The following is a 15,224-nucleotide window of genomic DNA, read 5'->3' as shown; positions in this document are numbered from 1 at the left end:
CAAAACAAATATAAAATATTCTGACTAAAATTTGTGCACGTAATTATTGATTTAAATCATGGGGATTAAATTGGACTATATTGATGATTAACAATTTTTTAACCATATTCTTTCGATACTTTCGTCCAAGTTGGTGAGTGAATTGCGAGTCTCTTTAGATGATTCTGATCTTTTTAGATGGAATTATCTAAATCTCCCAAGGGAATACGAAGAATTCCAGATCGCTTTTCAGACCAAAACTTGGGTTTTTTGACATGGTGTGAGCCAGTCAAAAACGAAAGAGCTGAGGAAAGACGATGACCACGAATTCCGACAATTTTGACTTATCTGCCTGGAAACTGAACCTGCCCGTTGACGCCTATGGCGGCACAGATGGAAGAGCCAAGACCATAAGCAATCTGGATGGGTATGAAAGTGAATATTTCTATGACGCCAAAGATGGTGCCATGGTGATGACCGCGAGCGTTGACGGAGCCACAACTGGCAACGCTCGTTATGCCCGCACCGAATTGCGCGAAAAAGACGGCAATGACAGTGCCGCCTGGTATCTGAGCGAGGGCGGCACAATGACCGCAACCTTGCGCATTGATGAGGCTCCGGTCTGGGATAACGGCCAGGATGGCAAGATCGTCATCGGTCAGGTTCGCGGAACGGTTGACGAACTCGTGCGTCTTTATTGGGACAATGGCTCTGTCTACTATTACAGCGAACACAGTGGTCCCGATGACAAGACGCTGAAATTCACGTTTGCGAACGCGGACGGAAACGAGCCGTCCATCAGCAAGGGAGAGAATTTCTCCTATCAGATCGAGGTTCATGGCGACCAGATCAAAGTGGTCATCTATGCCGATGGGGATGTCTATACCTCGGAGACCTCCATCACCGATCACTGGACCAACGAACCGCTCAACTTCAAGGCGGGCTGCTATCTGCAGCTCAATGAAGCCATGGGCTCGGGCACGGGGCAGGTTTCCTTTTATGGACTGGACTATTCCCACACCGCTGGTCAGGGATATGACGGGCTTGTTGATGTCGGCCCTGTCGCTGGTGGTGGAGATACCCCATCCAATCCGGATGGTAACGATGGAGGCGGCTCTGGAGACGGGCAAGACCATCTCAATGTGATCTCGGGAGATGACGCCAATGATCGCCTCTATGGCACAAGTGGCGATGACAAGATCTCGGGCCTTGATGGGCGCGATCGCATCATAGGTGAAGACGGAAATGACACGCTGCTCGGTGGCAATGGGGACGACAAGATCTTCGGCGGTTCCGGGAATGACACCATCTACGGCGGGAATGATGATGACCGGCTGTTCGGTGATGATGGCAACGATGCCGTTTATGGTGGTCAGGGTGCTGACAAGCTCTATGGCGGGGCTGGCAATGATGCTCTGCATGGCGATGATGGCAACGACCGTCTCATCGGCGACGGGGGTAATGACATCCTTGATGGCGGGGCCGGCAAGGACGATCTGCGCGGTGGTGCAGGGAACGACAGTCTTTGGGGTGGCGATGGCAACGACCGGCTCTTTGGCCATGCTGGTGATGATGTTCTGGTTGGCGGAAAAGGGGCGGACACGATTCTTGGCTCGTCCGGGGCTGACACGTTCGTTCTGGAATCCATTGACGATAGCACCGTTGATCTGAGCGGTCGTGATCTGTTCAAGGATTTCGATATCTCTGAAGGTGACATCGTTGATCTCAGCGCCATCGATGCCAACAGCACCGTTTCGGGCAATCAGGCCTTTTCCTTTATTGGCGAAGACGCCTTTTCGGGAGAAGCAGGCGAACTGCGCACCGAAGTGGACGGCAGCATTCAGACAATCTTGGGCGACATAGATGGCGATGGTGTAGCTGATTTCGCAGTCGACATCAGAACGTCTGACCATCTGATGGCGAGCGACTTCAGTCTCTAGTGTAGAGAGACGCCAACAAACAAGTAGGTGACTGTGACGATATCAGCTTCAGAAAACAATCCGGTCGGGGTTGATATTGTCCTTCGCTTCGGAGTTTGGCTGCTGGTCTTCTCGATCGCAGCCAACCTTCTCTTGCTGGCCATGCCGATCTATCTGTCTCAGATCTATGATCGGGTTCTGCCCAGCGATGGGCTGGATACGCTGCTGTATCTCACTCTTTTGATCCTGTTTTGCATAGCCCTTTTCAGCATTCTGGAGGTCCTGCGTCGCACTGTGGCCCAGAAGATGAGCGTGCATTACGAGCTGCGAACGAAGTCCGCTCTGCTCGAGCATGGGGTCAAGAACCGCGAAGTTGATCGCACCCGACTGGCATCGTTGCTCAATGACGTGACGACCGTCCGGCAATATCTCTCGGGGCGCGGTGTGTTCAGCGTTCTCGACTTGCCATTCGTGCCGATATTCCTGGCCATTCTTTTCTTCGTTCATCCATGGATTGGCGCCGTTGCCAGTCTTGGTGCGCTGATCCTGCTTCTGCTCGCCCTAGGCAATGAACTGATGGCGTGGAGGCACCAGTATAATACATCACGCCTGTATAAGCAGTCCTCGGTGAAGAGCTCCGAAATCCTGCGCCATCTTGATGATGTCTGCGCAATGGGGATGGGGAGCGCGCAATTGAACCGTTGGCAGCGCAACATCGTAGATGCGGTCTATTCTTCCAACGAACTCTCTGTCGTCAACGGCATTTTCTTCGGCCTTGTCCGCTTTGCCAGACAGGCCATCCAGATCATGATACTGGGCTGCTCGGCCTATCTGGTCATGTCCGAACATCTTTCTGCTGGTCTGATCTTTGCGTCCAGCATCATCTCGGGTCGTGCCCTGTTGCCGATTGAACAATTCGTCGGCAGTTACAAACAGATGACGGCGGCGAGCGTGGCCAATGGTCGCCTCAGGAACTGGTTCAAGGGCACACATCAGACAGGCAACACGCCTGCCCCCCTCACTTTGCCGGAGATCCGGGGCTATCTGCGTTGTGACAATGTCAGCTTTGTTCCCCCGGGCGTCACAGCCGACAAGGCCTTGCTGAGGGGTATCTCTTTTGAGGTTGCCCCCGGAGAGGTTGTGGCCATCGTCGGCTCCAGCGGGGCAGGCAAGAGCACCCTGATGCGCGTTCTGGCCTCGATCATCCGGCCCAGCGTCGGCAAGGTTTCCATCGATGGCTTTGAACTGGCGCAATGGGACCCTGATCAGCTGGGCGCTGAAATCGGATATGCCGGGCAGGAAAGTGATTTTTTCCATGGCACGGTGGCCGAGAATATTTCCCGCTTCAGTCTAGAAGCCAGTGACAAAGACATCGTCAATGCCGCTCTCAATGCCGGAGCACATGAGTTTATCGGCAGCCTGCCCCAAGGCTACAACACCAATCTGGACACGGTTTCCTTCAACTTGTCCGGAGGTCAGAAGCAGCGGATCAATCTGGCTCGGGCCTTCTTTGGTGATCCGCAAATCCTGCTTCTTGATGAACCGGATGCCCATCTGGACAAAGAGGGGGAACGGGCTTTGGTTGCTGCTATTGCGAATGCTCGCGCTGGCGGCAAAACGGTGCTTTTTGTGACCCAGCGCATGCATCTGGTCAATTCTGCCGACAAGGTTCTGATCGTGGACAATGGAACCGTTGTCCGTTTCGGCCCCAGAGAAGCCCTGATGATGCCAAGAGAAGCCGACGGCAAGACGAGAGCCATTGAGGACAAATCCAAAACGGTGGCAGGAGGCCAATCCGGTTCGGACCGGAGCCTGCCATTCGGAAAGGAACAAGGCTGACCGATGAGCGTGATCGACTATGAAAAGGAGATCCAGACTCTTAGTGCCTTCAGGTCGCTGAAGGTTGTCGGTGGCGTGATGATCTTTCTCTTCTTTGGTGTGTTCTGTGTCTGGGCGGGATATGCGCCTCTTGAGGGGGCAGTGATCGCAAGGGGCACGATCACGAAAGAAGGGCGTACGCAGGTGGTTGCCCATGAACGTGGTGGCGTGGTGCGGAGCATTTCGGTCGAGGAAGGCCAGCATGTGGAAGAGGGGCAGTTGCTGCTGACCATCGAAGATAGCGAGAAGAAGGCCGAGTTGGCCAAGCTTGAAACGCGCATGGCCTATATCGCGATCAAGGAGCTGCGCCTTGAGGCCGAGGAGCGGCATGAGGACTTCGCTATTGCCAGTCTGCCTGAAAATCTGAAGCAAGCCACGCCTTTTGCCTCCTTTAATCGGCTTGCGCAAGATCAGGAAAAGCAGTTCAACACGCGCCAGCGCCTGAAGCAGCGTGAGCGATCGGTCCTGTTGGAGCAGCAATCCATTCTCAAGCAGCAACTTGCCGGGTCCCAAGCCGAACTCAAGGCGCTGGATGACTGGCGCAAGATCCTGCAAGAGCAGGTGAAGATGCGAGAGACCCTGATGAAGAAGGGGGTCGTCAGCAAGGTGGCCTACCAGAACACGCAGAAAGAGTTCGCCGAGGTCGAAACCGACTATCGGAAGCTGAAAACGCAAACGGAATCCCTGCCCATCCAGATGTCGGAGATTGATCAGCGCCTGAACCAGCTCGTTGATCAGTTCAATGAAGCTGTGTCGCGGGAATTGGCTGAGCTGCGCTCGGAAAAGCTGGCCCTGGCCAATGAGTTGCAGGCGGCGCGGAAGGTCGTCGACAGGGTGGCTCTGGAAGCGCCAGCAAGCGGCACCATCGACAAGCTGCATGTCAACACCATCGGCAGCGCCATCGCTGCCTATCAGCCACTGGTAGAAATTGTGCCGGATCAGAAACGCCTGCAGATCGAGGTAGAGGTGCGCCCCGCGGACATCGATCAGGTGAGGGTGGGGCAGAAGGCCAGATTGTCGCTGAGTGCATTTGATCCAACAGAATTTCCGGCGGCTGACGGACATGTCGTCTTCATTTCACCGGACAGGCGGATGAACCAGCGCACGCAGCGCCCCTATTTCGTCGTGCGTCTGGAGCTGTTGCCCGAACAATCGACAAGGCTGCCGGATCTGGTCCCCGGCATGCCAGTCGAGGCGTTTCTGGAAACGGGCTCCCGGACATTTTTCCAGATGGTGTTTGAACCGGTCACCAAGAGCATGCAACGTTCCTTCAGGTCTTGAGACCGTTTGGGCGAGGGACTGCCCGTTTGATTGCTTCCTTTCCCGTATTTTCCCCTGTGTCCTTTTTGTTGGTGTGAATGCTGAACGTGTCGGCATTTTCCAAGGTTGCCTTCGTGCAAATCTCGGGCGTTCTCTGTCTGTTGTGCGGTGGGTTTTTGAGGGAATTTCCCCAAGGATATGCGGATAGGTATTTTCCACATCTACGATTTCTTTGATTAATCGTTTAATCATAGGGATGTGCAACGGATTTCACGGGTTGATCTGGCCGATTGGGAAAGCGATTTTCTCCATTTTCTGACAAGATGGTCGGCCAAACCAACAGTCATTCGCGCATGGAAAAACAATTCTAAGCCATATGCCTGATCACGATGTCCCCGGATGAGAGGAAACGAACTTGGGTCTTCGGGAAATCTGAACGGACATGGCGATAACGGGAGTGAAAAATGAACAAGTTGATTCTGGCTTTTGTGGCCTCCAGCCTTGTGGCCCTTACTTCAGCTCAGGCCCGCAACCTGACGCTTGGCCATGCAATGTCTACGGACAATGCCCAGCACCAGGGGATGCAGGTCTTTGCCGACCTCGTCAAAGAGAAGTCGAACGGCGAGCTGACCGTTCAGATCTTTCCGAATGCCCAGCTCGGTTCCGAGCGGGATCAGGCCGAGCAGGTCATCAATGGTGCACTGGATATGGCAAAGATCAATGGATCGCTGGCCGAATCCTTTGAACCGACCCTGAAGGTCATGGGCTTGCCGTTCCTCTTCCGCGATACCGACCACCAGCGTGCCTTCATGCGCAGCGATGTTGCATGGGACCTGATGCAGGAAAGCAAGGGCAAGGGATTCATCGGCCTTTCGCTCCTCGATTCCGGTGCGCGCAGCTTCTATGGTCACAAGCCATTCTATACCCCCGCAGATCTGAAAGGCCTGAAGATCCGCGTACCGGAATCCCAGACCTCCATGCGCATGATCGAACTGCTGGGCGGTAACGCAACGCCGATGCCGTGGACCGAGATTTACACCGGCCTGCAGCAGGGGATCATGGATGCCGCCGAAAACAGCATCTCCAGCCTTGTCGAGGCCCGTCACGCCGAAGTGGCCAAACACTTCTCCAAGGACGAGCACACCATGACGCCTGACATCATCCTGATTTCCGAAGCGACCTGGGATTCTCTCAGCGAAGCAGAGCAGGGGATTCTGCGTGATGCCTCTCTTGAAGCCCTCGACAAGGAAATCGAGTTGTGGGCATCCAATGAAGCGGCCAATGTCGAGAAAGCCAAGGAGATTGGCGTTCAGTTCTATGACGTCGACAAGGCGTCCTTCCGCGAGGCTGTCAAACCGATGATTGATGATGCTCTGAACGATCCCAAGCTTGGCGATTATGTCCGCCGCATTCAGGACCTTCACTGATCTTTGACCCAACCGGCGCCAATGACAAGATCGTCTTCCCAAGGCGTGGTCAGTGGCGCCGAACATCTCACAAAAGTAAGAAACAAGGTGGCCAATGCTTGCGTTCCTAAGAAAGTTCAGAGCATGCCTTGATCAGTTGCTACTGAGTTTTTGTGGAGTCATCATCATACTCCTCGTAGCTGCCGTATCATGGCAGGTTTTCAGCCGATACATACTCAACAACCCGAGCACATTCACCGATGAGATTGCGCGTTTCATGATGATCTGGCTGGGTCTGTTGGGGGCGTCATTCCTGTTTGGCAAAAACGGCCATCTGGCGATCACGCTGCTATCGGATAGCCTCTCGCCGAAGATGCATGCCGCCTTGCAGATCGTGATCGGCATTCTCGTTGTCGCCTTTGCCTATCTGGCAATGATCAACGGCGGGATTGCACTCATGGGGCGGACCATGTTCCAGATCTCTCCGGCGCTGCGCATTCCCATGGGCTATGTCTATGGCATTCTGCCGCTCTCTGCCTTCCTGATCTGCATTTATGTGGTGCTCAACACCATCGATCTGCTCTTTCCGCACAATGACGCGGATGCCCTCAACACCAAGTCTTCCGGGGAGAAATAAGCAGCCATGGATATCTCTGTCGGAGCCTGGCTCCTTTGTCTTTTTTCCTTGATGATCGCGCTTAGCGTCCCCATTGCCGTTGCCATCGCCCTGTCTTCGCTGCTGGTGATGTTCATGGTGCTGCCAGTGCAGGTGGCGAGTGTCACCGCAGGGCAGAAGCTCGTGACTGGCGTGGACAGTTTCAGTCTGCTGGCGATCCCGTTTTTCGTACTGGCCGGCAACATCATGAATTCCGGCGGCATTGCTGCAAGACTGGTCAATTTCGCCAAGCTCATGGTTGGGCACATGCCGGGCTCCATCGCCCATGTCAATATCCTGTCAAACATGCTGTTTGGTGCCGTATCAGGCTCGGCGGTGGCTGCAGCCGCTGCCGTCGGCAAGACCGTTGCCCCGGAGTTCGAGAAGGATGGCTATGACAAGTCCTTTGCGACGGCAGTGAATGTCGCCTCCTGTCCCTCGGGCCTGCTGATCCCGCCGAGCAACTCGCTCATCGTGTTCTCGGTCGTCAGCGGTGGCACCTCGGTGGCTGCCCTGTTCGTTGCGGGTTACATTCCCGGCATCCTGATGGGCCTCAGCTGCATGATTGTTGCCTATGTCATTGCTCGCAAGCGTGGCTATGGCAATCATGCCGACAGCTGCCCGAGCTTGCAGGTAGCCCTGCAGGTGGTCTGGCAGGCCATTCCGAGCCTTGGCCTCATCGTCGTGGTGATCGGTGGCATTATCGGCGGCGTTTTCACGGCAACGGAAGGCGCGTGCATCGCGGTCCTCTATTCCTTCGGCCTCTCTCTTTGCTATCGGTCGTTGTCCCTGTCCGACATGTGGACCATCTGCAAGGAGACGGCAGAAATCACCGGGATCATGCTGTTCCTTGTTGGAGCGTCTTCGATCATGTCATGGGCCATGGCCTTCACCGGACTGCCGGGCATGATCAGCGACTGGATGCTGTCGGTCTCTGACAATCCGATCGTCATTTTCATCATGATGAACATCATCCTGTTGGTCATCGGGATGTTCATGGACCTGACACCGGCGCTGCTGATCTTCACGCCGATTTTCATGCCGATTGCGGTGCAGCTCGGCATGCATCCGATCCACTTTGCCATGATGATCGTCTTCAACCTGTGCATCGGGATTGCAACGCCGCCGGTTGGCACGGCCCTGTTCGTTGGCTGTAGTGTCAGCGGCGCGAAAATAGAAAGCGTGATCCGGGCGATCCTGCCTTTCTGTGCCGTGCTGATCGTCACGCTGATGTTCATCACCTATGTGCCATGGCTGAGCCTTTTCCTGCCGAGGATGTTCGGGCTGATCAACTGATTGCTGCCATCGCGCCTGATCCGTCATGTCAGGCGCGATGAGCCTCCATCTGATTTGGCTTTGTGCGGAACTGCTCCGCCTTGGTCTGGCGGGTGTTGTTCTCGCCGCGTAGGGTGCAAGGGGTGATGAGCCCCGTGCACCCTTTTCGGCTTCTGGCGATCTCGTAGATCTGGTCTGGACGGGCGCGCTTGATAACCCCGATGGCGGCGGAAATTCGGGAAAATGAGTAAGAATGGCCTGTCTTGCTGATTTTGGTTAAAAGAATCTACTTGCCTGACGGGAGAAATTTTGAGAGCACATCACTATACCGATGGTCTCTTTTGAGGATTTGGTGGAGACTAGGGGCGCGGATCCGGCTTGGTCGGTCTGCATTGACCTTTGAAGACACAGGAAGAGCATGGCAAAGAATCGCCAGAAAGTGACAGTCTCGGATATTGCCAAGCGGGCGGGGGTTTCCACCGCTACTGTTTCCAATACCATGAATGGTACTGGGCGCGTGTCTGAAATGACCCGGGTCAAGGTGAAACAGGCAATGGAAGAGCTGGGGTTTGTGCGCGATTATACCGCAGCCAAGCTACGCACGGGCCGGTCGCGTCTGGTAGGTGTTCTCGTTCAGGATATTGCCAACCCGTTCTACGGCGAATTTTCGGCAAGTTTCGAGGCGGCCCTGTCCAATGAGGGATATTTGCCGATCATTGCCAACATCGGTGAAGACAAGGAGCGTCAATCCACTCTGCTCGCCGAAGTCATTGCACACGGGGTGGCCGGAATCATCGTCTCGCCAAGCGCCAACACGGAAGTGGATGATCTGGAGCGAACTTTCGCGCACGAAATTCCGGTTGTCACCTTTGTCCGTGAAATCGAGAATGCGGATTTTGATTTTGTCGGCGTTGATGACTACCGCTGTGGCGAACTGGCAGCAAAACAGTTTCTCAGGGATGCGCATTCGCAGTTCGCCGTGATCGGTGGTCTGGAAAGCTCCTCGACCGGTCGGTTGCGCGTCAAGGGGTTCGTGGATACACTGCACAAGGCGGATATTCCAGACCACTCCATCGTCGTCAAGCAGGGGCCGCAAAGTCGTAATTTCGGTCGCGAAGCTGCTGTTGAACTGAGCGAAACCGAAGCGCCCTTTACAGCCGTTTTCTGTCACAACGACATCGTTGCCATGGGGGCCACTGCGGGCTTCCTGTCCCGGGGGCGAGTGATTGGCGAGGACCTTTCGCTAATTGGATGCGACAACCTGCCGGAGGCTAACATCTGGAATCCTCCGTTGACGAGCGTCGAGACCTATTCCCGTTCCGTCGGCAAGATTGCAGCAGAGCTCATCATTTCGCGGATCAACGGGGACACGGGCAAGCACCGCACCGTTCGGCTGGAACCGAAGCTGATCGAGCGGCAGTCCACATTTGCCTTTGCTGGCTAGCCGGTGTCAGATGGCGGGTTCGATTTGTCTGTCGTCGTCCCGGGTTTCGAATATTTCCTCCCTGAGGAAGGCGCCCCATCCCTTCTCGAAATAGACGGGGCTGGCGTCGCGCGTGCGGATCGGGCGTTCTTGGCAGGAAAGCACTTTTCCGTCGAAGGTCACAATGATCTTCCGGTTCTTGTCGCAGTCCTGTTCAGGGCGGTAAGCGAAGTCTGAGAGGGCTCCTGAGCTGATTTGTGGGACAAGGGGAGATGACGGGTCCCGGATGACGCGTGCGCCGCGACTGCCGCCACCATTGGCGATATAGTGATCAAGGGCGGCAAGTACCGCCGCCGAGGTGAGGGCCAATTGTTTCCAGACAAAATAGTCCGCCACCCTTTTGTCGCTTCTGAGCTGGAGGCCGGATCTCTGGATGGCTTCAATGAGGCCCAGCGCCTCGCCATAGGCTGCCTTCACATCAGCGCCATCAACCACAAAACCGGCGCTGTCGCTCATCCGGGCCTGAATGGTCTGTTTCACAGCCGCGATGGACAAGGAGCCCGCCTTTGCCTGTTCCAGTTCCCTGAACAAGGCGGAGACATCGGAAAGATCAATGGTGTCTGCATGAGACCGGCGCCTGTGTGCCACATGTTTGGCGATCCGCAGGCCAAACACCTGACCCGCATTCAGAGCCGACCCACCTGGTCGGGTGACCCCGTGGCTGCTTGCTGCTTCCCCAACCGCGTAGACCCCATCAAGATTGGTTGCACCCCAGCGGTCGATATCGATCCCGCCGTTCATATGCTGGTTGTTGATGGCCATCCTGAGAGGCTCGCGGGTCAGATCGATGCCGTTCATGCGGTAAAGTTCGATTGCCAGAGGGTTCATTCTCGCCAGTCGGTCGATGGGCAACTCTGCCAACGCATCGTTATTCTCCAGATAGGCCCGGACATCGTTATCCAGATCATCAAGGCTGAATGGCGCCCCCCCTTCCACCGGCAACGGATTGCGCAGGAAGTCTAGAAAGACCTCCCGGCCTTTCCTGATTTCCAGATGGACGGCAATGTCCACCAGCGATGAGCCGAAGTCCATCATGCGGCCTGCGTGAAACGGCCATTGATAGCCTTTGCGAAAGACGTTGGAGACCATTTCCCGCGTGGTACGGTAGTAATCGGAAAGGAAATTATGCTCGCGTCCGGCTGCATCGCGGGAAAAGACATGGGGCATGACCTGAACATAGGTGCCAGACAGGTTCCACGGAAAGGTTTCTCTCGGGGAGCCGATGCCGAACTGGCTCTCGGTGAGGTTGGAAAGCGCAACCCCGGCTTCAAGGGCCATGCCCAGAGAACCGAAGCACTTCTTGGGATAAACGCTGTCGCGATACATCTCGCCCGGTGCGCCGGAGGCAATCACCAGCTCGTCACATTCGATCACTGCAAGTCCGAAGGGGTTGTGTTCAAAGTCTTTGGTGGCGACCACGAGGCCGGTGATGTGTCTGTTCCCGTCGGTTCCTGCGGTGAGAATTCTGATCCCTGTGGCGCTGGTCAGGAACGGGATGCCAAGGCGGATGGCCTCTTCCAGAAGTACCTTGACCATCAGGCGGGATGTTCGCGGCCCGCAGCTCGTTGCGCGGCCATAGTCGTCATGGTCTGTCTGATAGCGCAGGATCGCGCCGAACTGATCCTCGGGCAGATCCAGCCCCATATACTGCAGCCCGGCCATGGCATTGATGGACCCGACTGCCTCCACATAGGCAATGTCTTCGTCCATGCAGCCCCCTGCGGCAAGATCCTTTGCGAGCTGTTCGAAATTGTCGCCATTGCGGCTAGTGGAGGCGGTGTGGATGGTCTGCTTGTCGGAGCCCGAACAGGCCGATGTGCCCATATACATGCCACCGGTCGCCACCATGACATCGCGGTCGCGGCGTTTCAGCTCGCAGGCGGTGCGCAGGCCTGCGGCTCCGGATCCCAGCACCAGCGACTGACAGCGGAAGACGGGCATTCTGTAGCCATCGATATCTTCGACTCGATCTGCCTGTCGGGTTTGGTATCCGCGCGGCATCGGTACGCGGGTTAGCGCCTGAAGGACCCGCGGGGTGAGGGGGGCGTTTGGTGCGGATTTCCGATCAGGCATGACTGCTCCTTGCATTCGATTCCAGCACTGGCTCATCTTGCCAGATTAATCGATTAATCACATAGCTGTGTTGGTGTGTCAAATACGGAAGAATACGTGGTGTTTTGGTGATGGTGAGTAATGGATTTCAAGCAGAATGCGCCCGGCTTCGGCCGGGTGATCCATGCCATGGGGCGACCCCGGGGAGATGTCCAATGTTGTAGCGGCCCATAGATACAGCATCGGGGAGGTTCCTGATGTCAGGAACCTCCCCGTTCTCACTTATTTGGCCTTGGTGATGCTGGCGGAGTTATGAAACATCCGTCGGAGCATCGGTATCATTGAAGAGGATGGAGATCGTCGCGTGCGCATCATTCAGCGTTGCGACTTCCACATCGGTTCCATTGTAGTCGACGATGACCGCAGTCGTATTGCTGCCGCCGTCATAGGCAAGATCGACCACGGCGTCGGCTCCGGCTGCGTCAATTGGCGGCGTGCCGAGCGCTTCCAGTACCGCAGACAGATCCACGACATCCCCTTCGGCCTTGTCGTAGTCGGTGATGAGATCGGTAATCGACGCATCCAGACTATCAAGGTCGATAACGAAGGTATCGGCTCCGTCACCGCCAGTCATCGTGTCTTCACCGGCACCGCCGATCAGAAGGTCATCATCAAGACCGCCGTCGAGTATGTCATCGCCATATCCGCCATCAAGGACATCATCCCCAGCCAAGCCGAAGAGTGTGTCGATGCCGTCGAGTCCAGCGATCACGTTATCTCCGGCATTACCCGTGATCGTGTCGTCGAAATACGAACCGATTGCGTGCTGTTCTGTGCCGAGGATGTATGTGGTCGAAGCACTCGCCGTAAAGTTGGCTGTGGTCAATGGATCCGGTGGCAACATGGACAGATTGAGTGTTCCATCGAAGATGTCGCCATCAGAATCCGTGAGGCTCAGATCCAGCTGGATGTCGACTGCTGCACCGGGATCGATGGCCGTGGCGCCGAATTCGGACAGCACGAACGCGTCCCCGGAAACATAATGGACTTCCAGACTGTTGTAATTGCTTGCCGTATTGATCGAGACATTGTCTCCATAGGAGGTGCCGCTGACCGACGGAGAAGACAAGCCGGCTACATCAACTGAGCCATCACCATTCCAGGTGATGTCGTAACTCTGGGTTCCGATCAGAACACCGGTCAGATCCCCGCCCGAACGATAGAATGTCATCGTGGTGTAGGTCGGCGGTGTTGTCAGACTGTTGGTCATGTGGCTGACCGTGATACTCAGGATGGGCTCGTTTGCACCATCGCCAACAGTCGGAAAGGTCCCTATGGCCGCAGGAAGATCGCTGTCGTCATCAATCTTTGTGTAGAAGCGAACTGTTGACGACGTTCCGATGGAACCGAAGGAAACAAATGCACCATTCACACCATAGTGGCCGTCATACATATGATCCTGGTTGGTCGTTGTGGTGTAGTCGCCGGCCGTACTGGCAGGATTGCCAACCAGATCGGTGACGAAATCAAGCCTGATGCCTTCGCCAGAGCCAATATTCTGACCGCCGCCACCACCGCCGGTGCCAAAGCCATTCGCGGTGTTGTTGATGGTCGTATAATACGGGTAGCTCGGGGTCGCAGGATTGGTTGCTACCGGTGTGATCAGTAGATCCGAGCTGTTGTTGTCGACCGGTTGCGGGTCTCCTGCTTTCTTCGGAACTGTGAGCACATCGCCGGTTGGAACAAAACCGTTCCAGTCGAGGTTGCCGCCAGCAGGATCATATCCTCCGTCCGTGAAGGAAATCTCCGTTGCGCCACCATCGACCGTGCCCACCATCGTGACGCTGTAGGTATCGCTGGCTGATGCCAAAGCTCCGTCGGTGTTGAGCGTGACATAGAATACCACGCCAGCCGATGCGATTGTGGTCGGAACCGTTGCTCCGGTGTAGGCGATCAGCGTCTGGGACCCGTTGATCAGCGTGTAGTAGATCGGAGCCCCTCCCGAGGTGAAGCCACTGTTGGCACCGTTCATGCCCGATGCAAAGGTGATAGAGCCGAGCTGATCCTGACCGATATTGTCGTCAATGTTGACGTCGAGATCGAGATCCCCTGTGAAGGTCGCTCCAGACGAGTTGAGCAGGTAGGCATTTTCTGTCTGGATCGCTGCCGGGCCATCATCTTCAAAGACGATGTCAAGAGCGCTGGCGGTGGTTGACGAAGCCGAGTCACCATCGCCATCAGTGATGCTTGCCGTTACGAAGATGTTTGTCAGAGAAACAAAGTCATCCGGGTTGGAAGAATCCGGGTGATGGAGCGCGCTATACTGCACAAGAACGATGTTGCCGGAGAGGTCGAACCCGACCACGAAGGCAATCACGCCCGATGCGTTGGCTGTGCCATCGCCGTTCGCAACGCGGCCGGTGATCGAGCCATCAAGTTCTGTGAACAGATGAATGGCTCTGCCCGTGGCCGAATCGGTCAGGCCGGTTGCCGTCCCGTTCAGGCCGCTGCCATCAGAGGCGGTCAGCGTCAGGTCCGGAGCATTGCCATCTGATCCGTCAGCGCCATAGCTGGAGGACGTGGTAATGGCACTGGCGACCAGTAGTGCATAGCCAATCATGGTTGGACGGAGGCCAAACGGATCGGTTTCCCCGTCTTCATCGTCAGGAGCCGCGAAGTTGACTAGACCGTCGTCTTCGCCCACCGACTCGTCAGTGGCAAGCGGTGCCAGCTGGTTGAGCGAGATCGTGATGGATGGACCGTCATCCTCGAAGGTGAAGGCGGCTGCGATGTCGGTTGATGCCGACTGGGTATCGCCATCGCCATCCTCGACGGTGGCGGTCAATGTGATGGAGACGCCGGAGAGGACGGATGGTGCGGTTGCCTCGGACGGATCGGCCGGGTCGTCATGCTCGACGGCGCGGATCTGGGTCTGGGTTATGGTGCCGGTGTCGGGATCGAGGCTGATGGTGAAGACGGTGCCACCGGTTGCGGATGCGCCGGTGATGAGGGTCCCAGCGGCATTGATGCTGAGGGTGACCGCTTCGCCTGTGAGGCTGTCGACGAGACCGGATGCGGAGGTCGAGATGGCCATCTGATAGCGGACGGCATCACTGTCGGCGACGCCATCATCGTCATCATCCTTGCCGCCATCGGCGCCAAAGACGCTGTCGAACAGGGCCGCAAAGGAGGCGCTGTCGGTTGTCTGCTCGGCGCCGGTATCCAGATTGCCGGAGGCCAGGGCGCTGTCGTCGGTGACCAGGGTCGGGACGGCGGTGGCATTGCGGGTGATGGATGGACCGTCATCCTCGAAGGTG

The 15,224-nt window shown here is 56.1% G+C and carries 9 protein-coding genes; 7 read left to right on the top strand and 2 right to left on the bottom strand.

What is annotated here, in order from left to right:
- The first annotated feature begins 296 nt into the window (after positions 1 to 296).
- The 7 genes from DSL70_RS10675 to DSL70_RS10645 all read left to right on the top strand — a co-directional run bounded on the left by DSL70_RS10675 (position 297) and on the right by DSL70_RS10645 (position 9,816).
- Positions 297 to 1,919 carry a polysaccharide lyase family 7 protein gene (locus tag DSL70_RS10675; protein WP_119307933.1) on the top strand — a complete coding sequence of 541 codons (1,623 nt, stop codon included), beginning with the start codon at positions 297 to 299 and terminating at the stop codon, positions 1,917 to 1,919.
- A gap of 33 nt (positions 1,920 to 1,952) precedes the next feature.
- Positions 1,953 to 3,737 carry a type I secretion system permease/ATPase gene (locus tag DSL70_RS10670; protein ID WP_119307932.1) on the top strand — a complete coding sequence of 595 codons (1,785 nt, stop codon included), beginning with the start codon at positions 1,953 to 1,955 and terminating at the stop codon, positions 3,735 to 3,737.
- 3 nt (positions 3,738 to 3,740) lie between these two features.
- Positions 3,741 to 5,057, top strand: a complete 1,317-nt coding sequence (locus DSL70_RS10665; RefSeq protein WP_119307931.1) for an HlyD family type I secretion periplasmic adaptor subunit — start codon at positions 3,741 to 3,743, stop codon at positions 5,055 to 5,057.
- 443 nt (positions 5,058 to 5,500) lie between these two features.
- The gene (locus tag DSL70_RS10660; RefSeq protein ID WP_119307930.1) at positions 5,501 to 6,463 is read left to right on the top strand and encodes a TRAP transporter substrate-binding protein; all 963 of its coding nucleotides are present in this window, start codon (positions 5,501 to 5,503) and stop codon (positions 6,461 to 6,463) included.
- A gap of 94 nt (positions 6,464 to 6,557) precedes the next feature.
- On the top strand, positions 6,558 to 7,079 hold the full coding sequence (locus DSL70_RS10655) for a TRAP transporter small permease (protein ID WP_119307929.1): 522 nt from the start codon (positions 6,558 to 6,560) through the stop codon (positions 7,077 to 7,079).
- A 6-nt stretch (positions 7,080 to 7,085) separates the two neighbouring features.
- Positions 7,086 to 8,393 (top strand): TRAP transporter large permease, encoded by a 1,308-nt coding sequence (locus DSL70_RS10650; RefSeq protein ID WP_119307928.1) that lies wholly within the window; start codon positions 7,086 to 7,088, stop codon positions 8,391 to 8,393.
- Positions 8,394 to 8,790: 397 nt separating this feature from the next.
- Complete coding sequence (locus DSL70_RS10645) at positions 8,791 to 9,816, top strand: LacI family DNA-binding transcriptional regulator (RefSeq protein WP_119307927.1); 1,026 nt, start codon at positions 8,791 to 8,793, stop codon at positions 9,814 to 9,816.
- Positions 9,817 to 9,822: 6 nt separating this feature from the next.
- On the opposite strand, the gene DSL70_RS10640 is transcribed toward DSL70_RS10645, so the two are convergent.
- Both DSL70_RS10640 and DSL70_RS10635 read right to left on the bottom strand, forming a co-directional pair.
- Entirely contained in the window at positions 9,823 to 11,928 is a 2,106-nt protein-coding gene (locus tag DSL70_RS10640) for an FAD-dependent oxidoreductase (protein ID WP_119307926.1), read from the bottom strand.
- Positions 11,929 to 12,217: 289 nt separating this feature from the next.
- The coding region (locus DSL70_RS10635) for a DUF5801 repeats-in-toxin domain-containing protein (RefSeq protein ID WP_119307925.1) at positions 12,218 to 15,224 on the bottom strand (3,007 nt) is incomplete at its 5' end.

Origin of the sequence: Cohaesibacter haloalkalitolerans (genome assembly GCF_003574655.1) — a bacterium.
GTDB classification, from domain to species: domain Bacteria; phylum Pseudomonadota; class Alphaproteobacteria; order Rhizobiales; family Cohaesibacteraceae; genus Cohaesibacter; species Cohaesibacter haloalkalitolerans.
This window is presented reverse-complemented; position numbering and strand designations above follow the sequence as displayed.